Source organism: Agrobacterium genomosp. 2 str. CFBP 5494 (assembly GCF_900013495.1).
GTDB lineage: Bacteria > Pseudomonadota > Alphaproteobacteria > Rhizobiales > Rhizobiaceae > Agrobacterium > Agrobacterium pusense.
This window is the reverse complement of record NZ_LT009718.1, coordinates 1,745,607-1,771,148: the sequence shown is the minus strand read 5'-3', so window position 1 is coordinate 1,771,148 and position 25,542 is coordinate 1,745,607. Positions and strand designations below refer to the sequence as shown.

The following is a 25,542-nucleotide window of genomic DNA, read 5'->3' as shown; positions in this document are numbered from 1 at the left end:
CTGGTGGCTATCATTGCGACGCCGCCAGCAGACGGGTGATCGTTTCAGGCAATTCACGGTCGAAACGTCCGGTTTTCCAGTCATAATATCGATGTTCACTCCACGGGCGGTTTGCGCCCGCGGTCGACGCCCGTAGCCGACCGACAACGCCGGGCTGATCGCTCCTCGCGAAGTCTATCTCCACGGAACCGATGCGCCGCAATATGTCGCGGTTGAGGAGTAACGCGCCCGAGCGACACTGTGCAAACGACGTTCTGCGGGAAACAATGACGATGTCGGCAATGTCACATGCCTTTCCGGCGAGGCGGCCGTCTTCCAGTACGATGATCCATTCGCCGCTTTCCGCACGCGCCACGCACCAGCGACCTGACTTGCAAGTAAAAATTCCAGGCGCTGCATCCTTCAACGCAGCCGCCATGTCTCGTCCCACAGCCTTTATTTCGTCCCGCGTGAGCTTTGATTTCTTGGTGAGTGCGATGCCGGACGCGGTTGGAACGTCTTTTCTGAGGATAACGGGCGCGAGCGGTTTCTCCGGAAGCAGCAGCGCCCTCTGCCACTGGTCATAGATGAAGCCATGCGGCCGGGTTTTTGTGGCGTAAACCTTGTTCTCGTCCAGAAGCGCGACCAGAGAACCGTCTTCATGAACGAGGAGATCGGGCAGATCGCGCTGAGATGTCGCTGCCGAGAGGCCGAAGGCAAGCAGCAGAGGCGGAATGCCCAAAAGCGCAAGGCGGCTGCGCAGCAGGGTCAGCAGCAGGAAGCCAGCCGAGGCGATGCCGATGAACCAGCCATGCGGACGTCCGGTCGCGGCGCTGCCACCCCAGGAGGCGACTTCGTCCGCGACCTCTATGACCAGCGCCATGCCATGGCCCATGACCTTCAGGAATGGCGCGTCGAGCCCGAACGGCATCAGCAGCATGGCAATCAGACCGAAGGGCATGACGATCAGCGACATGAGCGGCGTGGCGGCGAGATTGGCAAAAAGTCCATAGGTAGTGACACGCTGGAAATGTTCGGCAGAATAGATTGCTGTCGAAAGCCCACCGATCAGCGACGTTGTGATAACGCCGCCGATCACGGCACCTGCCGTTTGCGCCACCGTCACCCAAGCCGGTTTTCGCCCCCTAAAAAGACGCTCGCGGTCAATGCGCCAACGGCTCCAGGCCGCATAGGCAGAAACAAGCGCGATCGTTGCGGCAAAAGACATCTGAAAGCTTGGCCCCATCACTTCGGACGGGGACAGTGCCAGTATCACGAGGGCGGAGAGCGCAACATTTCTCAGGCTGAGCGAGGGCTGATCGAAGAGCACCGCAATCAGCATCACCGACATCATCAGCCAGGCCCGCTCGGCGGAAACTGCGAAACCGGAAATCAGATAGTAGCAAAGTGTCATCAGGAGCGCTGCGAAGGCGGATATCTTCTTGACCGGCCATCGCTGGGCAAAGGCTGGGAAAAGGCTGAATGCGAGCCTCATGCCGACAAAGAAGATGCCTGATGCCAAGGCCATGTTGAGCCCGGATATGGCAACGATATGAGCCAGCCCCGAGACCCGCAGCGCCTCCATGGTTTCCGGCGATATGGCTTGTCTCTCATCGGTGACGATGGATGCAGCGAAGGCACCCGCATCGCCGCCGATCGTCGTGCGAATGCGCTCGGCGATGGCGGCACGCAGGCGATAAAGCCACATGTCGGCCATCTCCAGCCAACCCTCGGCCCCAAGGTCCGCCGTCGCCACCGCCTGGGGCGGCTGATAAAAAAAGCCTGTCGCGCCGATGCCCCGGAAATAGGATGAAAAGGCAAAGTCGTTCAATCCCGGCAAAGCCGGTCCGGACGGTGGAGAGAGCCGTGCCTTGCCGCGTATGGTCGCGCCGATGGGCATGGCGTCGCCGCCACCGCGCAAGGAGCGACACCCTCCCCGGCAGACGCGTTAGTGACGGCGCTTCAGTGGAGTGGAGCTGCACCAGATACCGCCAGTCGCCCCGCGCATCCACCTCCCGGCGCACCACCTTGCCGGTGAGCGTGGTGGTGACCGGCGTGTCCAGAAGGATGGTCGCCGCACGGCGGGTTTCCAGTTCGGCAAAAAGCATGCCGAGCAACAAGAGGGCGACAAGGCTGCACGCCCTTCCCACCGTATCAAGGCGGTATCGGTTGAGAAGCGCCAGTGGGGCCGCGACTAAAAATGCGACGATCAGAAGGGGCAAGGAAGGCGCGGTGTCGAGAGAAAACCAGAGGATCGCTCCGCAACCGATGACAACGGGTACGAAAAGAAAATCGTGCCCGAATGCGCGTTCTTCCGTCAGCCAGACGGCAATTTTTCGAGAAACGGAAACGCCGGGTTCGGGCCTGTCGACCAGAGGCGGCAGAACAGGGATCGCGACGGCGACGGTCCGCTGCAGCGGAAACAGGATATCCACCGTGCTGGGGGCGTTTCCCTGCATCGTTTCGGCATATCCGAAATGCTGTTTTTCCCCTTGACCAAGCATTCTGCGCCGCGCCCCTGCCGCACTGTAAACAGGTTTGCAGAGGGACGCCCGAGATTGCAATGCTTTCCTTTAACCGCGCGTTGACCGAGATTGAATTGCTTCGATCGACGAGGCCAAAAGCAACGCATTTGCGTTTGCCGCAATGCACAATTTGACCTTTGGATAGCTTGGCATCTGCGACAGGATCATATAGCTAATCGGTAGACGCTTAACCGCGGGGCGTGTCTCAACGCCCCCACCCGCATGTTTTCGGAGGATCAGTATGACGGAAAAAAGCGCTACAGTGACACTTGGCGACAAACAGGTCGAACTCCCTGTCAGGGAAGGCACGATCGGGCCGAGCGTCGTCGATATCGGCACGCTGTACAAACACACGGGCTCCTTCACTTACGACCCGGGTTTCACGTCGACGGCCTCCTGCGAATCCAAGATCACCTATATCGACGGTGACGAAGGTGTTCTCCTGCACCGTGGCTTCCCCATCGAACAGCTCGCCGAACAGGGCGACTTCCTGGAAACCTGCTATCTGCTGCTTTACGGCGAACTGCCGACGGCGGCACAGAAGAAAGATTTCGATACCCGCGTCACGCGCCACACCATGGTGCACGAGCAGATGAGCCGCTTCTTTACCGGCTACCGTCGCGACGCACATCCGATGGCCGTCATGTGCGGCACGGTCGGCGCTCTCTCGGCCTTTTACCACGACTCGACCGACATCACCGATCCGCATCAGCGCATGGTCGCATCGCTTCGCATGATCGCCAAGATGCCGACGATCGCCGCGATGGCCTACAAGTACCATATCGGCCAGCCCTTCGTTTACCCGAAGAACGATCTGGATTACGCCTCCAACTTCCTGCACATGTGCTTTGCCGTGCCGTGCGAGGAATACAAGGTCGATCCGGTTCTGGCCCGCGCCATGGACCGCATCTTCATTCTGCATGCCGATCACGAGCAGAATGCCTCCACCTCCACGGTGCGTCTTGCCGGTTCGTCGGGCGCCAACCCGTTCGCCTGTATTGCGGCCGGCATTGCCTGCCTCTGGGGTCCGGCACACGGCGGCGCCAACGAAGCGGCGCTCAACATGCTCAATGAAATCGGCTCGGTTGATCGCATTCCGGAATACATCGCCCGCGCCAAGGACAAGAACGACCCGTTCCGCCTGATGGGCTTTGGTCACCGCGTCTACAAGAACTACGACCCGCGCGCCAAGATCATGCAGAAGACGATGTATGAAGTGCTGGAAGCCACTGGCAATTCCGACGATCCGATCATGCAGGTCGCGCTGGAACTGGAAAAGATCGCCCTTTCCGACCCGTATTTTGTCGAAAAGAAGCTTTACCCGAATGTCGACTTCTATTCGGGCATCACGCTGAAGGCGCTCGGCTTCCCCACGACCATGTTTACCGTCCTCTTCGCTCTCGCCCGCACCGTTGGCTGGATCGCACAGTGGAACGAAATGATCGAAGATCCGCAGCAGCGCATCGGCCGTCCGCGCCAGCTTTATACGGGTGCCGGCAAACGCGACTACGTTCCGGTTTCCAAGCGTTAATCGGCAAACCACGTCACATCAAAGGCCGGCGAGTTTTACTCGCCGGCCTTTTTGCTTGCCATTGTGGATTGGGATACACGCGGTGGGACCGGCGGCAACACAGGCCCTGACACAGCCGGGGCTTCAACCTCGCTGTCTGCGGGCGTTCACGACCTCGAGGAGAATAGCCGCGCCGGTTTCGCCGGGCGGGACATCCGTGCGCAGACGTTGCTGCACCAGAGCATAACCTTCGAGCATGGCCTTCCGCTCAATTGTATCGGATGACAGGCGTTCCGCCCAACGCAGCATCGATCCGGCCCTGACCACCTCGTTGAAATACTCCGGGACGACAGCATAATCGGCAATGAGATTGGGTAGCGCACCCGTCCAGGTCTTCACCCGCTTACTCAGCATGGTGAAAATCCAGTCGGTCTTGTAGACAGATATGGTCGGCACGCCGGCAAGAGCCAGCTCAAGAATGACCGTGCCTGACGCTGCGATAGCCGCATCGGCTTCAGCAAAGGAGTTCCACTTGAAAGCAGGATCGATGCCGATTTCGGGTCTGATTTCCTGCGGCCAAGACGCCGCCAGTTCGCGGATGCGATGTTCCTGACGTGGAACGGTGGGCAGCAGAAACCGCGTCGGACCATTCCGTTCCACAAAAGCCTTCGCCGCGTGCTGGAACGGCTCCATCAGCCTGGTGGTCTCGGTGGAACGCGACCCGGGCAGAAGAAGAATCGTCTTCGGCCGCCCCTCCGCTGGAAGTGGCCGTTCTGCCCGCTTCCGACGCACCGCGAGGACGTCCGGATCGACGCTGAGGCGATGGCCGACGAATGTGGTCGGCGGGCCTCCGAGACGGCGCATCGCCTCCGGCTCAAATGGCAGGAGAGCCAGGACATGGTCCACATAGGATAACATCGCCGTGGCGCGATGTTCTTTCCAGGCCCAGACGCTCGGGCACACATAATTGACGACCGGGAGATGCGGCAGTTCCTTGCGGACTTTTTTCGCCACTCGATGGGTGAAATCCGGGCTGTCAATGATCAAAAGGACATCCGGTTTTTCCCGTATCACCGCCTCAGCCGCCCGGTTGATCAGGCCGATCAGTTTGGGCAGTTTCTTGAGGACCTGCGTGAACCCCATGATCGAGAGTTCGGAATAATCGAAAAGAGAAGTGAGCCCCTGCCCCTCGAGCGCCTCGCCGCCGACGCCGACAAGTTCGATCGAACAGGGATATCGGGCCTTGAGGGCCCGGATCAGATCCGCGCCGAGAAGATCGCCCGACACTTCGCCGGCGATGACCGCCACCTTCAATCTTTCCGTCATTCCATCATGTCTCCGCGAAGTGACGTATCGATGCCACAGACGAATATGCCCGCCTGATCGGCAGCTTTCAACATCGCGTCACGATCAAGCACCAGTGCGCGTCCGGCTTCGACGGCAATGCCCGCAAGCCCGGCCTTTTGGGCATTTTCGACAGTTTCGATCCCGATTGTCGGCAGATCGGCGCGTATATCCTGCTGCGGTTTGCAGAGCTTGACCAGCACACCCCGGCGGCGGGGCGAGATGCGTCCCTCCGCGCGCAATGCCGCGACGCGCAGTAACATTGCGTCCGTGCCTTCAACGCCCTCAAGCGCCACGATGCGGCCGCCGACGGAGACCGCGCCCTGCCCGACATCAAGTTTGCCGAGCGCAAGCGCCGCCTCAGCTGCCTTGCGTATGTCCTTCAAGTCGTCTTCGGCCGGTTTTTGCGTGCCGAAAGCGCCAGTCGTGGCCAGGAGGCCTGGAGCGATCTCATGCGCGCCGATGACTTTCGCACCGAGCGTGCCGATGATCTTTATGACCATCTGCAGAACGGCGTCATCGCCGCCCGACAACAGCGTTTTGACGATGGATGGCAGTTTTAGCAGGATGGCGACGGTGGGGCGGATTTCACGCCATTCCGGCCGCCGCGCCACGGCCCCGGAAAGCACGACACGATCCACCCGATTGTCACGCAGCAGCCGGCCAAGCCCGGCGACGTCACCAACCGAGATGACGGCGTTGTCGAAACCGCTCCAGTCGAAGCGGGAATCATCGCGCAGCCGCACGATGAAAGGATCCTCTCCCATCTCACGGGCGGCGTTCGCCACGTAAAGCGGCAACTGGCCGCTGCCGGCCACAATGGCGAGACGCCCGCAGCCTGTCACGGCTCACTTGCCCCGGTTGGGCGAAGAGATCGCGCGGTCGCTGTCCACTCCAATGAAATCGATGATTTCTAGCGCCTGCGGGCAATCCAGATATTCGTTGCGGTCGATCGCTGCCGCATTGCCGCGGATAGTGCCTTCCGCCTCGAAGATCTGCTTGAAGACGCGCCGGACCTTGTGGATATCTGCGCGCTCAATGCCGGCACGCGTCATGCCAACGACATTAAGGCCGCCGAGAATGCCGGGATTGCCATTCAGCATGCCATAGGGAATGACATCGTAATTGACCGCGGACAGTCCGCCGATGAAGGCCTGACGGCCAATGCGGGTGAACTGGTGAACAGCACAGCCGCCGCCCAGAATGGCGCGGTCCTCGATCGTCACATGGCCGGCCAGCATCACATTGTTGGACAGGATGATGTGGTCGCCAAGGCGGCAATCATGCGCCACATGTGAGTTGGCAAGGAACAGATTGTCGTTACCGACGATCGTCTTGCCGCTGCCATCAGAGCTGCCGGCGTTCATGGTGACGCCTTCGCGCATGATGCAGCGCTCGCCAATTTCGAGCGTGGTTTCAGAACCGTCGTGGCGAACCGCCTGCGGCGTGCCGCCGATGACCGCCATGGGGTGGACGACCGATCCACGGCCGATGACCGTCAGGCCGGATACAACGGCATGATTGTGCAGCCTGACATCATCAAGCAGCGTGACTTTCCCGCCGACGTAGCTCAGCGCACCGACGACGACGTTTTCACCGATCACCGCACCGTCTTCGATCACGGCGGTGGGGTGAATTCTGGCCGAGGCGGCAATCGTGCTCATTGCTGGTCCTCGGGGATCATCATGGCGCCGACATCAGCCTCCGCCACCAGCGCACCATCCACCTTCGCCTCGCAATGGAATTTGAAGACATTGCCGCGCTGGCGCTGCTTGACGACGTGAATTTCCAGACGATCGCCGGGGATCACGGGTTTGCGGAAACGGGCGTTGTCGATTGTCATGAAGTAGACCAGATGGCCGCCCTCACCTTGACTGCGGGCGCATATTGCACCTGCCGTCTGGGCCATGGCTTCGACGATCAGAACACCCGGCATGATCGGCCGGTCCGGGAAGTGGCCGGTGAAATGCGGTTCGTTGACCGTCACGTTCTTGATGCCGGTCGCCGAATTGTTACCGTCAATATCAATGATCTTGTCGATCAGCAAGAATGGGTAACGATGCGGCAGAAGCTTCATGACTTCCAGAATGTCAGCCGCGCCGAGCGTCGTCTTCGTTTCTTCAGTCATTGTTTTTTTCTCCTGTTTTTTTATCACGCCCTTCAGCGCGTGCCAGAATTTCGGCCATGTCGCGCAGGAAATATTTCATCGGTCGCGCAGGCGTTCCGCCATAACGGGCGCCTGCCGGCACGTCCGCCACAACACCGCTCATGGCAGCGATCTGCACGCCGTCGCCAATGTTGATATGGCCATTGATGCCTGCCGCACCACCAATCATCACACCGTCGCCGATACGGGTGCTGCCCGCAATGCCGACCTTGCTGACGATGCCGCAATGGCGGCCGATGCGAACGTTGTGGCCAATCTGGACCTGATTGTCGATCTTGGTGCCTTCGCCGATCACCGTGTCATCCATGGTGCCGCGATCGATCGTGGTGTTCGCGCCGATCTCGACATTGTCCTGGATGATGACACGGCCAATCTGGACGATCTTCAGCATGCCGCGTGGACCGGGGGCATAACCGAAACCGTCTTGCCCGATGCGCGCACCATTGTGGATAATCACATTATTACCGATGAGCGCGGCAAGAACGCTTGCGCCGCCTGCAATGGTGCAATCGCGTCCGATCTGTACATCCTGCCCGATGATGACACCGGGCCCGATCCGCGTACCAGCACCGATATGGGCGCCGGCGCCGATCACTGCGAGCGCCTCGACAATGACGCCCGCTTCCAGCTTCGCGGAAGGATCGACATGCGCAGCATGAGAAATTTCGCTTTCCATCCGCGCGATCGGACCGGGACGCATCGCCGAGGGGTGCAGCAAGGCACCAACCTGGGCAAACAGCGTGTGTGGATTTTTCGATATCAGCGCGGGGATGTCGGACGGAAGCATGTCCACAAGGGCAGCGTCACAAATGACGGCGGCGGCTTCGCAGGTCTGCAGCTCATCGCGGTTCTTGCGCGAAAGGATATAGCAGAGCTGATCGGGTTTTGCCCGATAGACCGGAGAAACGGACCTGACAATCCGCTCTCCCGCCGCCTCATCAGACAGTTCCGCCCCAAAGCGGTCTGCGATGTCTTTCAATCGCAGTCCCTCGTGGGGCGGAAAAAACGCGTTGTATTCCATTAGCCGGAAACTCCAGAACGTTCAAAGTTGCAGTTCTGGACTGCCGATATCAGAAAGTGTTGGACATGCCAAACCGGAAACGCTGTTCCTCGTCGTAGTCTTCCTTGGCGATCGGAACCGCGTAGTCTACACGGATCGGACCGAAGGGCGACGCCCACATCACGCCAATACCGGCGGATGCGCGGATGGAATTGTCATCCTTGACGGTCTGAGACGTGGAAACCTTGTTACCATACATCGTGCCAGCATCGACGAAACCAGCAAGACGCAGACCGAAATCCTCGGGAACGCCAGGCATCGGAGCCGTGACTTCAGCAGACGCGGCGAAATAGGTCGTGCCGCCGATGGAGTCGGAACCGATGCGCGGACCGATACCATCGTTCTTAAAGCCGCGAACCTGACGTCCGCCGAACTTGAACTGATCGAATACCAGCAGATTGTCGCCCGTCGGCATCACGTGACCGGCCTGACCGGTGAGCGAGCCGATGACGTCGTACTCATCCGACAGGGTGTAGTAGAAACGCGCCTTGGCATAGATCTTGTAATATTCGGAATCGCCACCCAGACCGGCAAATTCGTTTGTCAAAGCAGCCTGCCAGCCTTCACGCGGCATGTTGCGGTCGTCGAGCGTATTGTAGTTCAGCGTGTTGGAGATGATGGACTGCGTCCAATCGCCACCGCGGATCAAATCCTGATAAGGTTCGGCGAGATTGTTGAGGTTAGTCCAGTCACCCTCACCGTCGTAGTTGATCTGCTTGTAGGTATACTTGAACGTCGTCGAGAGATCCTCGGTGATAGGCGCGGTCACGCGCAGCGAGAAGCCCTGCTCGTCGTAGTCGTAATAATCTTCGCTGCGGCTCTGGCTCTTGAACAGGTCGAAACCTGCAGCAAGGCGGTAGCCGAGGAAATAAGGCTCGGTAAAGGACAGCGTGTAGCTACGCGCATCGTCTTCACCCGCACCGGCAGCGAGACGGATATACTGACCGCGGCCGAGGAAGTTCTTTTCTTCGATGGAGGCTTCGAGCAGAACACCGTCGTTCTGCGAATAACCGGCGCCGATACCGAACGAACCGGTCGACTGATCTTCAACGTCAACCACGATCACGACGCGGTCAGGCGCGCTGCCGCCGGCGGTCGAGATATTGACCTTCGAGAAGTAACCCAGCGCTTCGAGACGACGCTTGGCAGCGGTGATAACCGTCTGGTTGAACGCATCGCCTTCAGAAATATCGAATTCGCGACGAATGACATAGTCACGCGTGCGGGTGTTGCCACGGATTTCGATACGCTCGACATAAGCGCGCTCGCCCTGATCAACGATGTAGGTCACGCCAATGGTGTTGCCGGACATGTCGCGGTCGCCGCGCGGCGTTACACGGGCGAAAGGATAACCTTCACCGGCGACGCGCTTGGAAATCGCCTCCATGCTCTGCTGAACTTCCTTGGCGCTGTAGCTTGCGCCCTGGCGGGTCTCAACGAGGCCCTGAAGCTCCGAACCCTCAACACCCGGAACGGTCGATTCGACCGCGACGTTGCCGAAGTTGTAACGCTGACCTTCATCGACCGTGATGGTGATGTTGTATTCGTTTTTGGACTCATCAAGCACAGCCTCGGAACCAACGACCCGGAAGTCGGCGTAACCGCGGTTGTAATAGAACTGGCGCAGCGCCTCTTCGTCGGCGCGCAGCTTGTCCTCGTTGTAGACGTCCTTACGCGTCAGGAATGACAGCATGTTGGACTTCTTGGTATTGATGACAGCAGCCAGACGACCATCGCTGTAGGCATTGTTGCCCACGAAGTCGATGCGGCCGATCTTGGTACGCTCACCTTCATTGATGACGAAAGCGATGTTCACGCGACCCTGACCGACGGAAACCGTCTGGGTGGTGACTTCGACATCGCTGCGGCCGATAGCGGCATAGGCTTCCTTGATGCGGGCAATATCCGCCGTCACGATGGCCTGATTGAACGGGCCGAGCGACTGCGTCTGCACGATACCGGCGAGCTTGTCGTCCTTGATCTTGCGGTTGCCGTTGAAGACTACCTGGTTAACGAGCTGGTTCTCGTTGACGGTCACGACAAGCGTGCTGCCCGAAACGCGCATGGAAACATTCGAGAAATAACCGGTGGCGTAAAGACGCTTCACCGATTCATCGATGTCCGAATTGGAAAAGTTCTTGCCGGGCGCAATGGTGATGTTGGAACGAACCGAATCCGCACCCGATCTTTCGGCGCCGCGAACGTCGATTCTGCTGATGACGGCTGCCTGTGCAACGCCAGCAGAGGCAAGCACACCAAGGCCCGCAACCGAAGAAACACCGGCAGACAGAGCAACCGCCGACACAGCGTTCAAAAATCTTGAACCAGCCTTCATTTCAATTCTTACCTTTTTACGTTGTCCCTCAGCGGGCGGAACCCGACTCCGGCCATGTGCGTCGTTTTACCTGCTTTTCCCCTACAAGCAAGCGCGAACGTTAAATTCTGTTTACTTCGTGCTCCAGAGTGGCTCATTCGCCACTTTGGCATAAAAACAAGGTAAACAACCGACTAACAAAACCGTTAAAACACAATCCTCAGCCAATCAAGCTGCTGATATCATTCCATGTTGCAAAAACCATAAGACCCAAAATCATCGCCATGCCGATGCGGAAGGCAACCTCCTGCGCGCCCGCTCCCAGCGGCCTGCCGCGGATGGCCTCGATGGCGTAGAACACGAGATGTCCGCCGTCCAGAACCGGGACGGGCATCAGATTGAGGAGCCCGATCGATACCGACAAAACGGCTGCAAGTTGAATCACGGCGGAAATGCCAAGAGTCGCCATCTGGCCAGAAGCCTGCGCGACCCGCACCGGGCCGCCGAGCTGATCGGCATTCATGCGGCCGGTAACGAGATTGCCGATATAATTGAATGTGCCGGTGATGACGTGGCCTGTCTCGCGCACACCTTCCAGAAGCGCCTGCGACGGTGAATATTCGATGTGACGGAAATTACCGCTGGTCTGGTCGGTGACAATGCCGATGATACCCATTTCCAGCTTGTTGCCGAACTGGTCGGTGGTTTCTGTCCGGGTCGGCACCATCGGTAGTTTGAGCTCCTCGCCTGCCCGCTCGACGGTGACCGTGATAGGCGTGCCGGGCCGGATGCCGACATAACGGCGGACATCTTCGAAGGTCACCACTTTTTCGCCGTCAATCGCCACCAGACGGTCGCCGGGGCGCACGCCCGCAGCGGCGGCGGCACTGTTTTCACGCACCTCTGCAACAACGGGATCGGCGATCATCCGGCCGTAAATGCCGAAGAGTACTGCGAAGATGAGAATCGCGAGGATGAAGTTTGCGATCGGGCCCGCAGCGACGGTCGCCGCCCTTTTCCACAGTTTTGCACCGGAAAGCGTCTGCGCCCTCTCCTCCAGCGTCATATGGGACAGGCCCGAGCTGTCCGGCTTGCTCGCTGCGTCTTCATCGCCGAAGAATTTCACGTAGCCGCCCAGTGGTATGGCTGAGATCTTCCATCTCGTCCCGCGCTTGTCGGTGAAACCGAGCAGCTCGGGGCCGAAGCCGACGGAGAATGCCGTGGAACGGATGCCGCACCAGCGACCGACGAGATAATGCCCCATCTCGTGGACAAAAACGAGAAGGGAAAGCACCAGGATGAAGGGCACGATATAGCCGGTCAAAAAGCCGGTCGCCGCCATTACTGTGTTCATGACAATCTGCCCTTCATGTCGTGACCTTTCGTGCCGCTTAGAAACCCGGCAGCAGACCGCCGCCCGACCCGGGCACATCGCCGGTTGCCGCCGCGTGCACGAAAGCTATGAGGAATACCGTAAAGCAGGCGAAAACAAGACCGTCAACACGGTCCATGAAGCCGCCATGGCCAGGAATGAGATGGCTTGAATCCTTGACCTGGAAACGCCGTTTCACGAAGGATTCGAAGAGATCGCCGATCTGGCTGAACACGGAAAGAAGGAGCGCAAGCCCCAGTACCAGAAAGCTGATGCGTCCGTGATAGGCCATGGAGACTGCCGCGCCGCCGATCACGGCCGCCGCCGCCCCGCCAATCGCGCCAGACCACGTCTTTCCGGGTGAAATAGAAGGCGCCAGCTTCGGCCCGCCGATGGCGCGACCGACGAAATAGGCAAGAATATCCGTTGACCAGACAACTGCGAAAATGAACAGGATGGATACAAAGCCCGTCAGTTCGTCACCGCGGATGGCCGCCAGTGATATACCGCTGAGACCCGCATAAAAAATGCCGCCCACCAGCCACCAGTTTTTGCCGCGCAATACCGGAAACAGCGCCGCTGTCAGCGTGAAGCCTGACAAAAGCGGCAGGTCGAGCGAGGATTCGCCGAAAATCGTGTTGCCGGCAATGACGGCGACGGAAAACCAACCCCAGGCGTTGCCGGTCGGATTGCTTTCCGACATCCGGGTAATCGTCGACCACTCATAATAGATGAGAATCGCCAGAAGGCCCGCAACGATGCGGAACAGAATGCCGCCATACCAGGTTGCGGCCAGAATGACCGCGGCCATGACGATCGCGGAAACAATCCGCAGTCTGAGTTCTCGGCTCATCAGGCGCCTGCCACGGCAACCTGCTCGGTGAGTGCACCGAAGCGGCGGTCACGCGTTGCATATTGCTCGATTGCGGAGAAGAAGAGCTGCCGGTCGAAGTCCGGCCAATATTCCGGAATGAACAGGAACTCGGAATAGGCCGCTTGCCAGAGCAGGAAGTTAGACAGGCGTTCCTCGCCGCTGGTGCGGATGATCAGGTCAGGATCAGGAATGCCCGAGGTGTCGAGCCGGGCCGAAATCATCTCGGGGGTGATGGAAGCGGCGTCTAGCCTGCCTGCGGCAACATCAAGGGCGATTGACGCCGTCGCGCGAGCGATCTCGTCACGGCTGCCGTAATTGAAGGCGATCACCAGCGTCAGCTTTCTGTTGTCGGCCGTCATCTGCTCAGCCTCTTCCAGAAGCGAGCGAATATCGTTCTTCAGCCCCTGCCGGTCACCGATGATCCGCACGCGGACGTTCTCGCGGTGCAGTTCGGCAAGGTCGCGGCGGATGAAAGCCTTCAAAAGCCCCATCAGGTCGCTTACCTCGGATTCGGGTCTGCGCCAGTTTTCCGACGAGAAGGCGAAGAGAGTGAGATAGCGTATGCCGCAGTCACCGGCCGCGCGCACGGTCTCGCGCACGGCCTCCACACCGCGGCGATGCCCCATCACGCGCGGGAGGCCGCGCTGCTTTGCCCAGCGGCCGTTGCCATCCATGATGATGGCGACGTGCTCGGGTATGGAGGAACGTGTCGTCGTCGGCATATCGATCCAGTAACAGGGCAGCGCGGAATTAAACGGAAAAGACAGGTCTATCGCAGGCGATATCAGACCTGCATGATTTCCTTTTCCTTCTCGGCAAGCAAGCGGTCAATTTCCGAAATCGTGTCGTCGGTCATTTTCTGCACCTTTTCCGACTGGCCACGGCTTTCGTCCTGACCGATGTCGCCATCCTTTTCGGCTTTTTTCAGACCGTCCATGCCATCACGACGGACATGGCGAATCGCCACCTTGGATTTTTCGGCATAGTCATGGGCGACCTTGACGAGCGACTTGCGGCGCTCTTCATTGAGTTCAGGCAGCGGAATTCTGAGGTTCTGGCCGTCAACGATCGGGTTGAGGCCGAGGTTGGATTCGCGGATGGCGCGGTCGACAGCGTTGACCATCGACTTGTCCCAGATGTTGACGCCGAGCATGCGCGGCTCGGGAACGGTGATGTTGGCCACCTGGTTGAGCGGCACACGCGAACCGTAGGCGTCGACGGTCACTGGGTCCAGAATGTTGGCCGACGCGCGGCCGGTGCGCAGCGACGCGATATCGCTCTTAAACGCATTGATGGCGCCATCCATACGGCGCTTGATATCGTTGAGGTCAACACCACTCATCTTGATACTCCATCTTGTCGGCCAGCGGCCGTATTCGCCCCAGGGGCGGCATCGTTTTGGATTATTTGTCGTGCACGATGGTCTTGCGGCCGCCGCCGGTCAATATCTGTGCAAAACCGCCCTTCTCATGGATCGAGAAAACAATGATCGGGATGTGGTTTTCGCGGGCAAGGGCGACAGCGGCGATATCCATGACCGCGAGCCCCTTGCCGAGCACTTCGCTATGGGTCAGCTCGTCAAAGCGGGTTGCCGTCGGGTCCTTCTTTGGGTCAGCGGAATAGATGCCGTCCACCTGGGTTCCCTTGAAGATCGCCTCTGCGCCCATTTCGGCGGCGCGCAGTGCAGCAGCGGAATCGGTGGTGAAGAACGGGTTGCCCGTACCGCCGGCGAAAATCACCACGCGGCCCTGGGCCAGATGATGAAGGGCGGCACGCTGAGAGAAGCTCTCACAGATCTCGGGCATGGCGATTGCCGAAAGAACGACAGTGTCGATGCTGAGCTTGCGGAGCGAGGTGGCAAGGGCCAGCGCGTTGATGACGGTTGCCAGCATGCCCATATGGTCGCCGGTGACGCGGTCGCCGCCCTTGGATGCCACGGCCACGCCGCGAAAGATATTGCCGCCGCCGACGACAACGCCGACTTCAACGCCCATCGCCCTTGCCTCGGCGATATCGGAGGCAATGCGGTCGGCCACCGCCACATCGATACCGAAACCCTGATCACCCATGAGGGCTTCGCCGGAAGCCTTGAGAAGAACGCGTTTGTAGATCGGCTTGGAAGACATCATGACTCCTCGGAAATGTAACCGAAACGCGGATACACGAAGGGCACCGCGTTGTCACGCGATGCCCTCCGGTTTTCCCAAGATTGGGTAAATATAATCAGCCCTTGGCGACGGCTGCGACTTCAGCTGCGAAATCGCTTTCTTCCTTTTCGACGCCTTCGCCGAGCAGCAGGCGAACCATGCCGGTAACTTCGATGGAAGCGCCAGCTTCCTTCTCGGCTTCCTTGACGGCAGCGCCGACGGTCAGGTCGGGGTTGATGACGAAAGCCTGCGACAGAAGGGCGACTTCTTCGAAGAACTTGCGCATGCGGCCATCAACCATCTTTTCGATGATGGCTTCGGGCTTGCCGGATTCGCGGGCCTGTTCGATGAAGACGTTGCGCTCGCGCTCAGCAACGGCAGCGTCGACTTCTTCAGCACGGATGGCGAGCGGGTTGGTTGCAGCGATGTGCATGGCAACCTGGCGGCCGATGGAGTTGAGAACTGCCTTGTCGCCTTCCGACTTCAGCGCAACGAGAACGCCGAGCTTGCCGATGCCGTCGCCGGCAGCGTTGTGGATGTAGGTCGCGACAACGCCGTGCGGCACTTCCAGCGCAGCGGAACGACGCAGCGTCATGTTCTCGCCGATCGTTGCGATCGCGTCCTTGATGCTGTCCGAAACGGACTTGCCGGTTGCCGGATAGATGGCAGCGGAAACAGCGTCAACGGTGCCATCGGTGGAGAGAGCAACCTGGGCGATGCCGCGGATGAGGTCCTGGAAAGCGTCGTTACGGGCAACGAAGTCGGTTTCCGAGTTCAGCTCGACAACGACAGCCTTGTGACCCATGGTGGCAACGCCGACCAGACCTTCGGCAGCCGTGCGGCCGGACTTCTTGTCGGCCTTCGCGATGCCCTTGGCGCGCAGCCAGTCGATCGCCGCTTCCATGTCGCCATTGGTTTCAGCAAGAGCCTTCTTGCAGTCCATCATGCCTGCGCCAGACTTTTCGCGCAGTTCCTTCACCATTGCGGCTGTGATTTCGGTCATTGTGTGCCTCTTATCGGTTCGATCGGTCAGCCGGCGGAATTTGCCGTGCCGAAGTTCTGGGTGATGACTGTACCCGGCCGCATACCCTTTGAAACCCTGAGGTTCCGACAAGGGGCATGCGCATTCCCAAGTGCTGCGGCGTCGCCAAACATCGAAATGATGGGTGCCGCTCTAGTGTGACAGCGTTATGAAGACTGCCTGCCGTTCCAACCACCTCGGACGCCTGTGGTTTCCAGAAACCGTGGCGGAGCGGTTAGAAACGAACAAGGCCGTCAACCCATTGAAGGTCTTTGACGGCCTTGTCATATCCTGGTCGAGGAGACGGCGATACGGGATCGCCGCCAGACAGGGCCTATATCAGGCGCCAGCCTCGTCTTCGAGAGCGGGCTCGATCGGAGCTTCTTCAGAAGCGCCGATGTCGCGGCCGGAAGCGCCCTGCTGACGGGCAATACCGTCGATGGCAGCGCGTGCGATCAGGTCGCAGTAAAGCGAGATGGCGCGCGACGCGTCGTCGTTACCCGGGATCGGGTAGTCGATGTGATCCGGATCGCAGTTGCTGTCGATGATCGCAACGACCGGAATGCCAAGACGCTTGGCTTCTTCGATCGCGATCTTTTCCTTGTTGGTGTCGATGATGAACATCAGGTCCGGAACGCCGCCCATATCGCGGATACCGCCGAGAGCCTTTTCAAGCTTTTCGCGTTCGCGCTCAAGGTTCAGACGTTCCTTCTTGGAGTAGCCGGAGCCTTCCGAGTTCAGGATCTCGTCAACCTTGCGCAGGCGCTGGATCGAGTTCGAGATGGTCTTCCAGTTGGTCATCATGCCGCCGAGCCAGCGGGAGTTGACGTAGTACTGGGCCGAACGCTTTGCGCTGTCGGCGATGATTTCGGACGCCTGGCGCTTGGTGCCAACGAACAGAACGCGGCCGCCACGGGCAACGGTGTCGGACACGACCTGAAGGGCGCGCGACAGCATCGGAACGGTCTGAGCCAGGTCGATGATGTGGATGTTGTTACGGTCGCCGAAGATGTACGGCTTCATCTTCGGGTTCCAGCGGTGCGTCTGGTGGCCGAAGTGAACACCAGCTTCCAGAAGCTGGCGCATAGAAAAATCGGGCAATGCCATGCCTTGTTACTCCTTTTCCGGTTTAACCCCCGCGAAGCGAACAGCGCCGATTTTCATCGACACCACCGGGCGGAACGGACCGGATTTCTCCCGGAACATCCCAAGCTTCGCGTGTGGAATGGTGAGCCGCATACAGTCGCCCGCTTAAAAATGCAAGCGATTATGCGAAAAAACCGCGCAAATGGCCCCGTTTCAGCGCACGGGCTTGTTTTCGCAGGTTTCGGGCTTGAGAATGTCAAGCTTCGCAAGCTTTCCCGTCAGAACGAAATCGCCGTAATCCATGGTGAGATCGCGGGTGATTCCGTTTTCATAAAGCTTGAACGACATGCGGTAGATCGGCAAAGCGTCGGTGCCGGTCTTGTCGTTGTAATAGGCGATGGTCACCGGCCAGAAGGCGGCCTTGGCGAAATCGCCCGCCTTGCCGGCATCCGCGTCCCCGTCCTTCGGTGTCTGCGCCTTGCCGACCAGCGTCGAGGTGATCAGGCTTTCATCACCATCATCCGACCCGTCGAAAATACGGGATTCGAAAATGCGCTTTCCCTGCTTCGCGTGCTCGATGACCTGAAACATGTGTTGTGTCGGGAATTCACTTGCGACCAGACTGACCTGGCGGGCATCCGGACGGGTCAGGTCGACCTTCACGCCATCGCTGCTATCGGTTGCCGCCCCCTGCACTTCCTTGTCCAGCTTGTCATCGGTGTAGGACTTGGTCTCGAAGGTGAATTTCTTGGCGGCAATGTCTTCGAACGTCGTCGTCTGCTGATCCGTCATCCGCACGGCATCGCCCGTGTTGATCTGCGTTACGAAACGGAAATCCGTCTTGTAACCCTGGCAGGCGGAGCCGGTGAACTCATAGACCATGCGACCAGTCATGCCTTCGATGCCGGAGCGATCGGACGCATCCTTGAGTTCGAGGTCGTAGACGGCGCGATGTGCAATGAGATCGGGAACCGCGACGGGCAAGGCGCTGGCGGCGTTCGACAGGCCGGTCATAAGCCCTGTTGCGGCGACGAAACCAAGCGTCCTGACAAACATGCAATATCTCCTGTTGGACTCGCCGCTCATATTGTACAAGCAACCGCCCGGCTTTTGGATCAACATCTTCTGAATGCCGGATTCTTGAAGGATTTACAACAAAACCGGAGACGAAAATGTCGGACGTCATCGAAGGCCGCCTCAAGGAACTAGGCTTTACGCTTCCTGTTGCGGCAGCACCAGCCGCAAACTACGTTCCGTTCACCATCAGCGGCAATCTGCTTTATGTATCGGGTCAACTGCCGATGGAATCGGGCAAGATTGCGGTGACGGGCCTCGTTGGCCGCGATGTCGACGTGGCAGGCGCCCAGCGCGCAGCCGAACTTTGCGCCGTGAACATCCTCGCACAGGTCAAGGCCGCCTTGAATGGCGATCTGTCGAAAGTCCGCCGCGTCATCAAGCTGAACGGCTTTGTGGCTTCCGTTCCCGAGTTCGTTGAGCAACATCTCGTCATCAACGGTGCATCGAACCTCATCGCCAATGTTCTCGGCGAAGCCGGCAAACATGCCCGCGCCGCCGTCGGCATGGCCGCCCTGCCCTTCAATGCATCGGTCGAAATCGACGCCATCGTGGAAATCGACGTATGACACTGAAACTTTCCTGGCTGACGGCCCAGCCCGTCGCCCATCGCGGTTATCATGATCTCAACAAGGCGGTCTGGGAAAACACGCTCTCCGCCTTTTCCCGCGCCGTCGAGGCCGGTTTTGCGATCGAATGCGACGTTCAGCTGGCGGCCGACAGTGTGCCGGTGGTTTTCCATGATCACGATCTGGAAAGGCTGACCGGCATCAAGGGCGATGTGCGTGAACGCACCTCGGCGGAGCTGGCAATGCTTTCCGTCGGCCAAACCAAGGATCGCGTTCCGAGCCTCAAGCAGCTTCTGGCTCTCGTGGCCGGCAAGGTGCCGCTGGTTATTGAGCTGAAGGGCCGCGAGGGCGACGGCGTCGATGACGGCTTTGCCGAAGCGGTGCTGGAAGACCTCGAGGGCTATAACGGCCACGTGGCGCTGATGAGCTTCGACCACCATCTGCTGAAGGACCTGAAGGCTGCGGGCTCGCCCTGGCCGCTCGGGCTGACGGCCGAAGGCGATAGGCCGGAAGACTTCTTCAGACATGACGACGCCATGCAGCTGGGGCTCGATTTCATCTCCTATCATTGGGGTCACCTGCCCAACAGCTTCATCGAAGCGCAAAGAAAACTCGGGCTTCCGGTGATTACCTGGACGGTCAGGGATGAAAATGCGCGCGAGACGACCTATAAATATGCGGACCAGATGACATTCGAAGGTTTCGACCCGAGAGAGAACCCGTCCACCACGGCATGACAGAAGATTATTCCATCAGCATTGCGCAGTCCTTCGCGGACATCGATCCGGAAAGCTGGAAACGGCTTTCCGAAACATCGCGCGACGCATCAGGAAAATCTTACAACCCGTTCATATCGCATGAATTCCTGTCTTCCATGGAAGATTCCGGCTCGGCCACCGCCAAGACTGGCTGGCTGGGGCACCACCTGCTGCTGGAAAACGCTGCAGGCACCCTCATTGGCGCCGTTCCTGCCTACCTGAAAAACCACAGCAAGGGCGAATACGTCTTCGATCACGGCTGGGCAGATGCCTTCGAGCGGGCTGGCGGGCATTATTATCCGAAATTGCAATGCTCGGTGCCCTTTACCCCGGCGACGGGCCCGCGGCTGCTGGTTGCCAACGGCGAAGATGTCGGACGATTCAAGCCGCTCCTTGCCTCCGGTCTTGCACAAGTGACCGAGAAGATCGGCGTTTCCTCGGCTCACGTCACGTTTCTGGAAGAGGATGACCTATCCGCTCTTCTGCCATGCGATTTCCTGCATCGTACGGACCAGCAATTCCATTTCATCAATGACGGTTATCGCGATCACAACGATTTCCTCGATGCGCTGTCATCACGCAAGCGCAAGGGGCTCAAGAAGGAACGCCGATCAGCGCTGGAACACGGCATCGAGATCGACTGGCTGACGGGTTCCGACCTGACGGAGGACATCTGGGACCAGTTTTTCGCCTTCTACATGGATACCGGCAGCCGTAAATGGGGCCGGCCCTATCTGACCCGGGAATTTTATTCGCTGATCGGCGAGCGAATGGCCGATGACGTGCTGCTGGTCATGGCGAAACGCGAGGGGCGCTATATTGCCGGTGCGATCAACTTTATCGGCTCGGACGCGCTTTACGGCCGGCACTGGGGCTGCATCGAGGATCATCCTTTTCTGCATTTCGAGGTCTGCTACCATCAGGCGATCGATTTCGCGCTGTCCAAGGGTTTGAAACGAGTGGAAGCCGGTGCGCAGGGCGAACACAAGCTGGCGCGCGGCTACGTGCCGGTAACCACCCATTCGGCGCATTTCATCGTCCACCCGGGCCTGCGCCGCGCCATTGCCGATTATCTTCAGCGGGAGCGCGAAGAGGTCGAGCATATCGGCGATTACCTTGATGAACACACGCCTTTCCGCAAGGGCGAAAGACAGGAACCGGACGCATAGTCCGACATACGGAGAGAGCAGAATGACGGCCAGCGCCTATGACGACAACAATATCTTCGCAAAAATCCTGCGCGACGAAATTCCGAGCCATAAGCTTTACGAGGACGAGCATACTCTGGCCTTCATGGATGTGATGCCGCAGGCCCCGGGCCATCTGCTCGTCGTTCCGAAAACCGGTTCGCGCAACCTGCTCGATGCCGACCCGGAAGTGCTGGCCAAAACCATTCCCGTGGTACAGAAACTCGCCGTCGCTGCGAAGGAAGCCTTCGATGCGGATGGTGTCTTCATCGCCCAGTTCAACGAGCCGGCGGCTGGCCAGACCGTGTTCCACCTGCATTTCCACGTCATTCCGCGCAAGGAAGGCGAGCCGCTGAAGCCGCACTCGGGCGTGATGGCCGATGGTGACGTGCTGAAGGCTCACGCAGAGAAGATAAAGGCGGCGCTCGCCTCGTGACGGGCGCCAAGACATCTGCGCGTTTGTCGCGGCCTCCGCACGCCGTTGTGACAGACCCGATCCCTCGGCTGGCGCGATCAAGTTCTCGATCGCGCTAGCTTTAAGGCGCAGAAGCGCCCTGGCTGCACGCGGCACCATCCTCTGGCCCGTTCCGGGAACGCGCGCGGCGGCAATATTGTTTGCAGTCACGCCGGAGGGCGATAGGCATTCCTCTCCGGCCATGGCCAGCCTTCAAGCATCGTCGGATCCGGCCGGTAAATCTCTACCTGCAGCGGATAACAGGCCGCCGTATCGCTGGAATGCGTGGCGCTGCAATCGCCTCCCGGGCAGGCGGACAGCGCGCCGATGAGATCAATTTCCGCAAAGAACTCGAGATAATCGCCCGGACGCACCGGACTTGCCTTCATGAAATACTGGTGGGTGTCGCGGGTGAACCCCGTGCACATGAAGACGTTCAACACATCATGAACATGCGGCTCCGCCTGCCGGAACGAAAGGCCCTTGGCGGAAGCAAGCGCGTTCGTGAGGTTGGAGTGGCAACAATGATGATAATCGCCGCCGCTGAGCAGCTTGTTCGTGTAGGGATCGCAGCGCGTGCCGATCACGTCATGCACACCGCCGCCGTCTTCGTCCCAGCCATACCATGACAGCGTGTCATGGGTGATGGTCGCCATCGACCGAAGGGATGGCAGGTTGCTCCACAACCGGTTGCCGACAGAAACATGGGTGGCATGCAGCGCGCGGGTCTTGCCGCTGAAAAACCGTTCATTCAGATCATGCGCATTCCAGAGGTTCAAATCCCCCACCTGCGGGCCTTCGATACTGACGATGCGGAAAAAATGGCCCTTCGGAACATTGAAGGTTCGGCCGTCACGCGGCGGCACGATAACCTCATCGATCTTTTCCATGCTCCCGCGTGCTTTTTCCAAAAGCGCAAGGTCGGGAGTCTCAAGTGTGCCGTTCGGGTAAACGACGACAGGCGAAATGGCGCGACGCGCGGCGGCGTCATCGGGTTCGGCAACAGGCGTTCGGGGCATGAAATCCTCTGAGCAATGTAATGTCGGAGGGAAATTGCGGTACGAATGCCCGGCTGACAAGATGGCTTCTTCTTGCGCTCAGACCAAGTTTTACTTACCCTTGTTTCTCATGATGTTGCCTCCGCTCGCCACTCTCCGCGCCTTCGAGGCGGCCGCCAGGAAAGGCAGTTTTGCCCTGGCCGCCCTTGAACTCGGCATGACGGCGACCGCCGTCAGCCAGCATATACGCAATCTCGAGGCATGGCTTGGTGTTGCACTCTTCGAACGGCATGCCAGGGGCGTAACGCTGACGCCGGCCGGGAAGGATTTCGGGGGCACGGTTTCCTCAAGCCTCAGGCAGATCGCTTCCGGCGCAGAACGCATACGCGGCCGTCGCGATCGCATCACGGTCCGCCTCGCCAGCCTGCCTTCAGTCATTGCGCATTTTCTGACGCCGCGGCTTCCGCGTTTCCGGGCGATGCATCCCGATATTCAAGTGTCCATCAGCTATCTCGGCGCCAGGCAGGCCGTGCCGGCCGATCTCACCATAGAGCATGGCGTGTCTGCCGGGCCAAATGCCGTGGCGCTTCTCAGCGCCGAGACACGCCCCACCTGCGCTCCCGGTTACGCCGACCAATTCGGTCCGTTCAGCGAGGTTGCCAGCCTGTTGCAGGCGGAATTGCTGCATGACGATAACGAAATGGCCTGGCGGGCCTGGTTCGCCGCCGCCGGCACGGTCCCGCCGAATAGCACCGGCCCGATTTTCGCGGATTTCAATCTTCTCGTAACAGCGCTGAAGGCCGGCCAGGGCGTCGGTCTCTGTCCGACAGCACTTCTGCGTGACGAGATTGCGAAAGGCGAACTGACCGTTCTCTTCGAGCGCGCCGCCGACAAGGACAAATATTACTGGCTGGTGGAAACGGCGGAAATGAGTACATCGGCGAGGCTTCTGGCGAACTGGCTGTTGGCAGAAGCACGCGAAGCCGGGACTATTCCGCCACCATGACCTGCCCGGCCGCCTCGGCCGTCCTTTCCATGCGCTCTTTTGCCGACAACCATTGGAGCAACCGACCCGAGACGGCGCAGATGATGGCAAAAGCGACGAGACCGCCAAAAACATCCGAGAGATGATGCCCGCCCTGCACGAGGACGGCCGGCAGCATCAACAGGTTAAGCGGCAGGATGACGAGCATCGCCCACCAGTGCCTTGGTGCGAACCAGACAGACATCGCCGCCATGAAGATGTGGAACGATGGAAAACCGATAAGTCCCAGAACGCTTTTAGGGGAAAGGTAGTCAACGCCCTGCGTCGCAAGACGGTTCAGTTCCTGCCCATACTCATTGCCCACCGCCAGAGGAATTGCCTGGGAGACCCATTGGGGCAGCTCCATATAGGCAGATGGTCCGAATGTCGGGAAAAATATCCAGAAAACAATGCTCGCAAAAGCGCCCAGCACCCCGGTGACGAGGAAATGATGCAGCACCCGGTTCTTGCCCGTAAAGCCCAGAGTGAGGACAATCAATAGAAGCTGGGGAAGTGATGTCGCATAAACGAAGAACAGGATTGTCCCGATCCACGGATGCGTTGCCGCCCAGATGACAATGTCCTTCCAACTATAGCCAAATGCCGCGTCCACAGCGAAGAGCGCATTATCGATCGTCGGGAACGCAATTGGCAGGAACATATAGTTGAAGATGGAGGCCGCGAGCGTGAAGAGGATAAAAAGCCCTCCCGACATGAGGGCGGCAGCTATACGGTAATCGCGCCCGCTTCTGCGATAGAATTGACCAAGAAGAAAGACGCCGGCACCCGCGAATACACACAGGAAGTACCCGGCATAATCCACGCTGATGCCCCTTGCTGCAATCAAGGCTGCATCAACGACAAATAATAAAGCGATAAAGCCAACGACGAAACGTTCCGCTGCAAATAATCGCATGGCGCTGGATCCCTGTTTTGATCGCGCAGTCTAAACAGGGAGTTTTAATACTAGGTTAGAAACCCAGCGCGAAAAGTCCGCCTGCCAGGAGCACGATCGGCACCGCGACGCCGACGATGACGCGTTGGCCGGCGGCCAGAAAGGCAATAAAGCCGAGTACTGCCGCACCGATACGCAGCCACACCGGCGAGGACTCAAGCGTTCCGGTCGGAAACACGATCAGCTTCGCGGTGACCGCCATGACGAGTGACGTGGCAACCGCCCTCACCCAATAAAGCGCCTCGGAATCCTCTTTCAACCGGTTACCGGCGAGAACGCCGAGCCAGCGCCAGAGATCGGTCGCCAGCCAGCCTGCGATTGCGATGAAGAGATAGGGTGCCCACCAATGGTCGCTCATCATGGTTCACTCTTCGGTGAGGCCGGTTTCATCCTGCGGCGGAATATGAGGCGATCGATTGCATAAGCCACCGTGCCTCCACCGATACCGGCATAAAGGATGTCGAATTCGGGTGCGAGGACCGCAAAGGCCGGACCGGCGATGACGCCGATGACAAAGGCGACCTTGACGACGGAGTGGCGCGCCGAAGCCCATATGGACGCGATGAAATAAACCGGCGTCAGGAAGAACAGGACACCAGCAACCAGCGGCGGAAACGCGGCGACGACACCGTAACACAAGCCAACGATGATGGCATTGACGACGGTGAGCGTGATGCCAAACCCGGCAAACCAGGCGGCGCGGGCCTCCCGCGGCACCTTTGAAAGGTTCTGTGTTGCAAAGACCCACGCCGTAATCGCAACGAAATGCGAAAGGAACAGCAAAATCCAGGTCGGCGTCTTCGCGCCGCGCATTTCGGGAACGATGGAGGCCACCATCGGCATCATACGTACCGATGACAATGTCACCGCCAGAAAACAGGCGGCAAGATTGGCGCCGCCGACCATGGAGCCGATCAGGATCATCTTGGCGGGCAATGCCCAGATGAACAGCGTCATGAACACGGCTTCACCGCGGGCTACGCCCGATTCCAGTGCAAAAGCGCTGAAACCGACGAAGGATGTCATGAGAATAAGGGACGGCAGCGAGAATATGCCCCGCATTCCCCTGAAAAACCAGCCGCGCAATGGGATGGTGTCGCTATCGGCATTTTGCATTGCGAACC

The 25,542-nt window shown here is 59.2% G+C and carries 25 protein-coding genes and 1 pseudogene; 6 read left to right on the top strand and 20 right to left on the bottom strand.

Translation table 11 applies throughout. The features are described 5' to 3' along the window. Positions 1-10: 10 nt before the first annotated feature. Positions 11-2,483 (bottom strand): annotated as a pseudogene (locus AGR2A_RS08690) (ComEC/Rec2 family competence protein). A gap of 262 nt (positions 2,484-2,745) precedes the next feature. Between AGR2A_RS08690 and gltA the strand changes: the two are divergent. Beyond that, positions 2,746-4,035 carry a citrate synthase gene (gltA, locus tag AGR2A_RS08685; RefSeq protein ID WP_006697561.1) on the top strand — a complete coding sequence of 430 codons (1,290 nt, stop codon included), beginning with the start codon at positions 2,746-2,748 and terminating at the stop codon, positions 4,033-4,035. Between the two features lie 123 nt (positions 4,036-4,158). Here gltA and lpxB read toward each other — a convergent pair whose 3' ends face one another. The 15 genes from lpxB to AGR2A_RS08615 form a co-directional block, all read right to left on the bottom strand. Beyond that, on the bottom strand, positions 4,159-5,340 hold the full coding sequence (gene lpxB / locus AGR2A_RS08680) for a lipid-A-disaccharide synthase (protein WP_072494340.1): 1,182 nt from the start codon (positions 5,338-5,340) through the stop codon (positions 4,159-4,161). Then, a complete protein-coding gene (locus AGR2A_RS08675) occupies positions 5,337-6,203 on the bottom strand; it encodes an LpxI family protein (RefSeq protein WP_045534117.1) in 867 nt (288 codons plus the stop codon). The genes lpxB and AGR2A_RS08675 overlap by 4 nt, the downstream gene beginning before the upstream one ends. Positions 6,204-6,206: 3 nt before the next feature. Further along, positions 6,207-7,022: an acyl-ACP--UDP-N-acetylglucosamine O-acyltransferase gene (gene lpxA, locus AGR2A_RS08670; RefSeq protein ID WP_072494339.1), complete on the bottom strand. Its 816-nt coding sequence runs from the start codon at positions 7,020-7,022 to the stop codon at positions 6,207-6,209. Beyond that, a complete protein-coding gene (gene fabZ / locus AGR2A_RS08665; RefSeq protein WP_004441570.1) occupies positions 7,019-7,486 on the bottom strand; it encodes a 3-hydroxyacyl-ACP dehydratase FabZ in 468 nt (155 codons plus the stop codon). The genes lpxA and fabZ overlap by 4 nt, the downstream gene beginning before the upstream one ends. Continuing rightward, the gene (gene lpxD / locus AGR2A_RS08660) at positions 7,479-8,546 is read right to left on the bottom strand and encodes a UDP-3-O-(3-hydroxymyristoyl)glucosamine N-acyltransferase (protein WP_006697565.1); all 1,068 of its coding nucleotides are present in this window, start codon (positions 8,544-8,546) and stop codon (positions 7,479-7,481) included. Before lpxD ends, fabZ begins: the two co-directional genes overlap by 8 nt. Positions 8,547-8,595: 49 nt before the next feature. Beyond that, on the bottom strand, positions 8,596-10,920 hold the full coding sequence (gene bamA, locus AGR2A_RS08655) for an outer membrane protein assembly factor BamA (protein ID WP_022556087.1): 2,325 nt from the start codon (positions 10,918-10,920) through the stop codon (positions 8,596-8,598). Positions 10,921-11,119: 199 nt separating this feature from the next. Continuing rightward, positions 11,120-12,241: an RIP metalloprotease RseP gene (gene rseP / locus AGR2A_RS08650; RefSeq protein WP_162702013.1), complete on the bottom strand. Its 1,122-nt coding sequence runs from the start codon at positions 12,239-12,241 to the stop codon at positions 11,120-11,122. 49 nt (positions 12,242-12,290) lie between these two features. After that, positions 12,291-13,124, bottom strand: coding sequence for a phosphatidate cytidylyltransferase (locus tag AGR2A_RS08645; protein WP_004441563.1), 834 nt, complete (start codon positions 13,122-13,124; stop codon positions 12,291-12,293). Beyond that, positions 13,124-13,867, bottom strand: a complete 744-nt coding sequence (locus AGR2A_RS08640; RefSeq protein ID WP_080822664.1) for an isoprenyl transferase — start codon at positions 13,865-13,867, stop codon at positions 13,124-13,126. The genes AGR2A_RS08645 and AGR2A_RS08640 overlap by 1 nt, the downstream gene beginning before the upstream one ends. A 62-nt stretch (positions 13,868-13,929) precedes the next feature. Next, on the bottom strand, positions 13,930-14,487 hold the full coding sequence (gene frr, locus AGR2A_RS08635) for a ribosome recycling factor (protein ID WP_004441558.1): 558 nt from the start codon (positions 14,485-14,487) through the stop codon (positions 13,930-13,932). Positions 14,488-14,548: 61 nt separating this feature from the next. Further along, a complete protein-coding gene (gene pyrH / locus AGR2A_RS08630; RefSeq protein WP_003502561.1) occupies positions 14,549-15,271 on the bottom strand; it encodes a UMP kinase in 723 nt (240 codons plus the stop codon). Between the two features lie 97 nt (positions 15,272-15,368). Then, positions 15,369-16,295: a translation elongation factor Ts gene (gene tsf / locus AGR2A_RS08625; protein WP_006697567.1), complete on the bottom strand. Its 927-nt coding sequence runs from the start codon at positions 16,293-16,295 to the stop codon at positions 15,369-15,371. Between the two features lie 357 nt (positions 16,296-16,652). Next, complete coding sequence (gene rpsB, locus AGR2A_RS08620) at positions 16,653-17,420, bottom strand: 30S ribosomal protein S2 (RefSeq protein ID WP_003502558.1); 768 nt, start codon at positions 17,418-17,420, stop codon at positions 16,653-16,655. Positions 17,421-17,426: 6 nt separating this feature from the next. Beyond that, on the bottom strand, positions 17,427-17,552 hold the full coding sequence (locus AGR2A_RS30025) for a hypothetical protein (RefSeq protein WP_003512833.1): 126 nt from the start codon (positions 17,550-17,552) through the stop codon (positions 17,427-17,429). Positions 17,553-17,612: 60 nt separating this feature from the next. Continuing rightward, complete coding sequence (locus AGR2A_RS08615; RefSeq protein ID WP_004441545.1) at positions 17,613-18,455, bottom strand: cell envelope integrity EipB family protein; 843 nt, start codon at positions 18,453-18,455, stop codon at positions 17,613-17,615. A 116-nt stretch (positions 18,456-18,571) separates the two neighbouring features. Between AGR2A_RS08615 and AGR2A_RS08610 the strand changes: the two genes are divergently transcribed. The 4 genes from AGR2A_RS08610 to AGR2A_RS08595 are packed head-to-tail and all read left to right on the top strand — an operon-like array spanning position 18,572 to position 21,423. Beyond that, a complete protein-coding gene (locus tag AGR2A_RS08610) occupies positions 18,572-19,042 on the top strand; it encodes a RidA family protein (protein ID WP_004441543.1) in 471 nt (156 codons plus the stop codon). Next, positions 19,039-19,779 (top strand): glycerophosphodiester phosphodiesterase, encoded by a 741-nt coding sequence (locus tag AGR2A_RS08605; RefSeq protein WP_072494338.1) that lies wholly within the window; start codon positions 19,039-19,041, stop codon positions 19,777-19,779. Before AGR2A_RS08610 ends, AGR2A_RS08605 begins: the two co-directional genes overlap by 4 nt. Continuing rightward, positions 19,776-20,969: a GNAT family N-acetyltransferase gene (locus AGR2A_RS08600; RefSeq protein ID WP_080822662.1), complete on the top strand. Its 1,194-nt coding sequence runs from the start codon at positions 19,776-19,778 to the stop codon at positions 20,967-20,969. Before AGR2A_RS08605 ends, AGR2A_RS08600 begins: the two co-directional genes overlap by 4 nt. Positions 20,970-20,991: 22 nt before the next feature. Continuing rightward, positions 20,992-21,423, top strand: coding sequence for an HIT family protein (locus tag AGR2A_RS08595; protein WP_072494337.1), 432 nt, complete (start codon positions 20,992-20,994; stop codon positions 21,421-21,423). 185 nt (positions 21,424-21,608) lie between these two features. On the opposite strand, the gene AGR2A_RS08590 is transcribed toward AGR2A_RS08595, so the two are convergent. Then, on the bottom strand, positions 21,609-22,460 hold the full coding sequence (locus tag AGR2A_RS08590) for an urea carboxylase-associated family protein (RefSeq protein WP_072494336.1): 852 nt from the start codon (positions 22,458-22,460) through the stop codon (positions 21,609-21,611). A 109-nt stretch (positions 22,461-22,569) separates the two neighbouring features. Here AGR2A_RS08590 and AGR2A_RS08585 point away from each other — a divergent pair, with 109 nt between their 5' ends. After that, positions 22,570-23,445 carry a LysR family transcriptional regulator gene (locus AGR2A_RS08585; protein ID WP_072494335.1) on the top strand — a complete coding sequence of 292 codons (876 nt, stop codon included), beginning with the start codon at positions 22,570-22,572 and terminating at the stop codon, positions 23,443-23,445. On the opposite strand, the gene AGR2A_RS08580 is transcribed toward AGR2A_RS08585, so the two are convergent. From AGR2A_RS08580 to AGR2A_RS08570, 3 genes are read right to left on the bottom strand one after another with little or no spacing between them, the layout of a single operon-like run. Further along, on the bottom strand, positions 23,429-24,379 hold the full coding sequence (locus AGR2A_RS08580; protein ID WP_072494334.1) for a phosphatase PAP2 family protein: 951 nt from the start codon (positions 24,377-24,379) through the stop codon (positions 23,429-23,431). The two genes, AGR2A_RS08585 and AGR2A_RS08580, sit on opposite strands and share 17 nt — an antisense overlap. A gap of 55 nt (positions 24,380-24,434) precedes the next feature. Continuing rightward, complete coding sequence (locus AGR2A_RS08575) at positions 24,435-24,779, bottom strand: AzlD domain-containing protein (RefSeq protein WP_006697573.1); 345 nt, start codon at positions 24,777-24,779, stop codon at positions 24,435-24,437. Beyond that, positions 24,776-25,534, bottom strand: coding sequence for an AzlC family ABC transporter permease (locus AGR2A_RS08570; protein WP_072494333.1), 759 nt, complete (start codon positions 25,532-25,534; stop codon positions 24,776-24,778). The genes AGR2A_RS08575 and AGR2A_RS08570 overlap by 4 nt, the downstream gene beginning before the upstream one ends. Positions 25,535-25,542 lie beyond the last annotated feature (8 nt).

Excerpts from the sequence above, each read along its gene's own strand:
- gltA (WP_006697561.1), top strand. The coding sequence starts at position 2,746 with ATGACGGAAAAAAGCGCTACAGTGACACTTGGCGACAAACAGGTCGAA.
- lpxB (WP_072494340.1), bottom strand. The coding sequence starts at position 5,340 with ATGACGGAAAGATTGAAGGTGGCGGTCATCGCCGGCGAAGTGTCGGGC.
- lpxA (WP_072494339.1), bottom strand. The coding sequence starts at position 7,022 with ATGAGCACGATTGCCGCCTCGGCCAGAATTCACCCCACCGCCGTGATC.
- fabZ (WP_004441570.1), bottom strand. The coding sequence starts at position 7,486 with ATGACTGAAGAAACGAAGACGACGCTCGGCGCGGCTGACATTCTGGAA.
- lpxD (WP_006697565.1), bottom strand. The coding sequence starts at position 8,546 with ATGGAATACAACGCGTTTTTTCCGCCCCACGAGGGACTGCGATTGAAA.
- bamA (WP_022556087.1), bottom strand. The coding sequence starts at position 10,920 with ATGAAGGCTGGTTCAAGATTTTTGAACGCTGTGTCGGCGGTTGCTCTG.
- rseP (WP_162702013.1), bottom strand. The coding sequence starts at position 12,241 with ATGGCGGCGACCGGCTTTTTGACCGGCTATATCGTGCCCTTCATCCTG.
- AGR2A_RS08645 (WP_004441563.1), bottom strand. The coding sequence starts at position 13,124 with ATGAGCCGAGAACTCAGACTGCGGATTGTTTCCGCGATCGTCATGGCC.
- AGR2A_RS08640 (WP_080822664.1), bottom strand. The coding sequence starts at position 13,867 with ATGCCGACGACGACACGTTCCTCCATACCCGAGCACGTCGCCATCATC.
- frr (WP_004441558.1), bottom strand. The coding sequence starts at position 14,487 with ATGAGTGGTGTTGACCTCAACGATATCAAGCGCCGTATGGATGGCGCC.
- pyrH (WP_003502561.1), bottom strand. The coding sequence starts at position 15,271 with ATGTCTTCCAAGCCGATCTACAAACGCGTTCTTCTCAAGGCTTCCGGC.
- tsf (WP_006697567.1), bottom strand. The coding sequence starts at position 16,295 with ATGACCGAAATCACAGCCGCAATGGTGAAGGAACTGCGCGAAAAGTCT.
- rpsB (WP_003502558.1), bottom strand. The coding sequence starts at position 17,420 with ATGGCATTGCCCGATTTTTCTATGCGCCAGCTTCTGGAAGCTGGTGTT.
- AGR2A_RS30025 (WP_003512833.1), bottom strand. The coding sequence starts at position 17,552 with ATGCGGCTCACCATTCCACACGCGAAGCTTGGGATGTTCCGGGAGAAA.
- AGR2A_RS08615 (WP_004441545.1), bottom strand. The coding sequence starts at position 18,455 with ATGTTTGTCAGGACGCTTGGTTTCGTCGCCGCAACAGGGCTTATGACC.
- AGR2A_RS08610 (WP_004441543.1), top strand. The coding sequence starts at position 18,572 with ATGTCGGACGTCATCGAAGGCCGCCTCAAGGAACTAGGCTTTACGCTT.
- AGR2A_RS08605 (WP_072494338.1), top strand. The coding sequence starts at position 19,039 with ATGACACTGAAACTTTCCTGGCTGACGGCCCAGCCCGTCGCCCATCGC.
- AGR2A_RS08600 (WP_080822662.1), top strand. The coding sequence starts at position 19,776 with ATGACAGAAGATTATTCCATCAGCATTGCGCAGTCCTTCGCGGACATC.
- AGR2A_RS08595 (WP_072494337.1), top strand. The coding sequence starts at position 20,992 with ATGACGGCCAGCGCCTATGACGACAACAATATCTTCGCAAAAATCCTG.
- AGR2A_RS08590 (WP_072494336.1), bottom strand. The coding sequence starts at position 22,460 with ATGCCCCGAACGCCTGTTGCCGAACCCGATGACGCCGCCGCGCGTCGC.
- AGR2A_RS08585 (WP_072494335.1), top strand. The coding sequence starts at position 22,570 with ATGATGTTGCCTCCGCTCGCCACTCTCCGCGCCTTCGAGGCGGCCGCC.
- AGR2A_RS08580 (WP_072494334.1), bottom strand. The coding sequence starts at position 24,379 with ATGCGATTATTTGCAGCGGAACGTTTCGTCGTTGGCTTTATCGCTTTA.
- AGR2A_RS08575 (WP_006697573.1), bottom strand. The coding sequence starts at position 24,779 with ATGATGAGCGACCATTGGTGGGCACCCTATCTCTTCATCGCAATCGCA.
- AGR2A_RS08570 (WP_072494333.1), bottom strand. The coding sequence starts at position 25,534 with ATGCAAAATGCCGATAGCGACACCATCCCATTGCGCGGCTGGTTTTTC.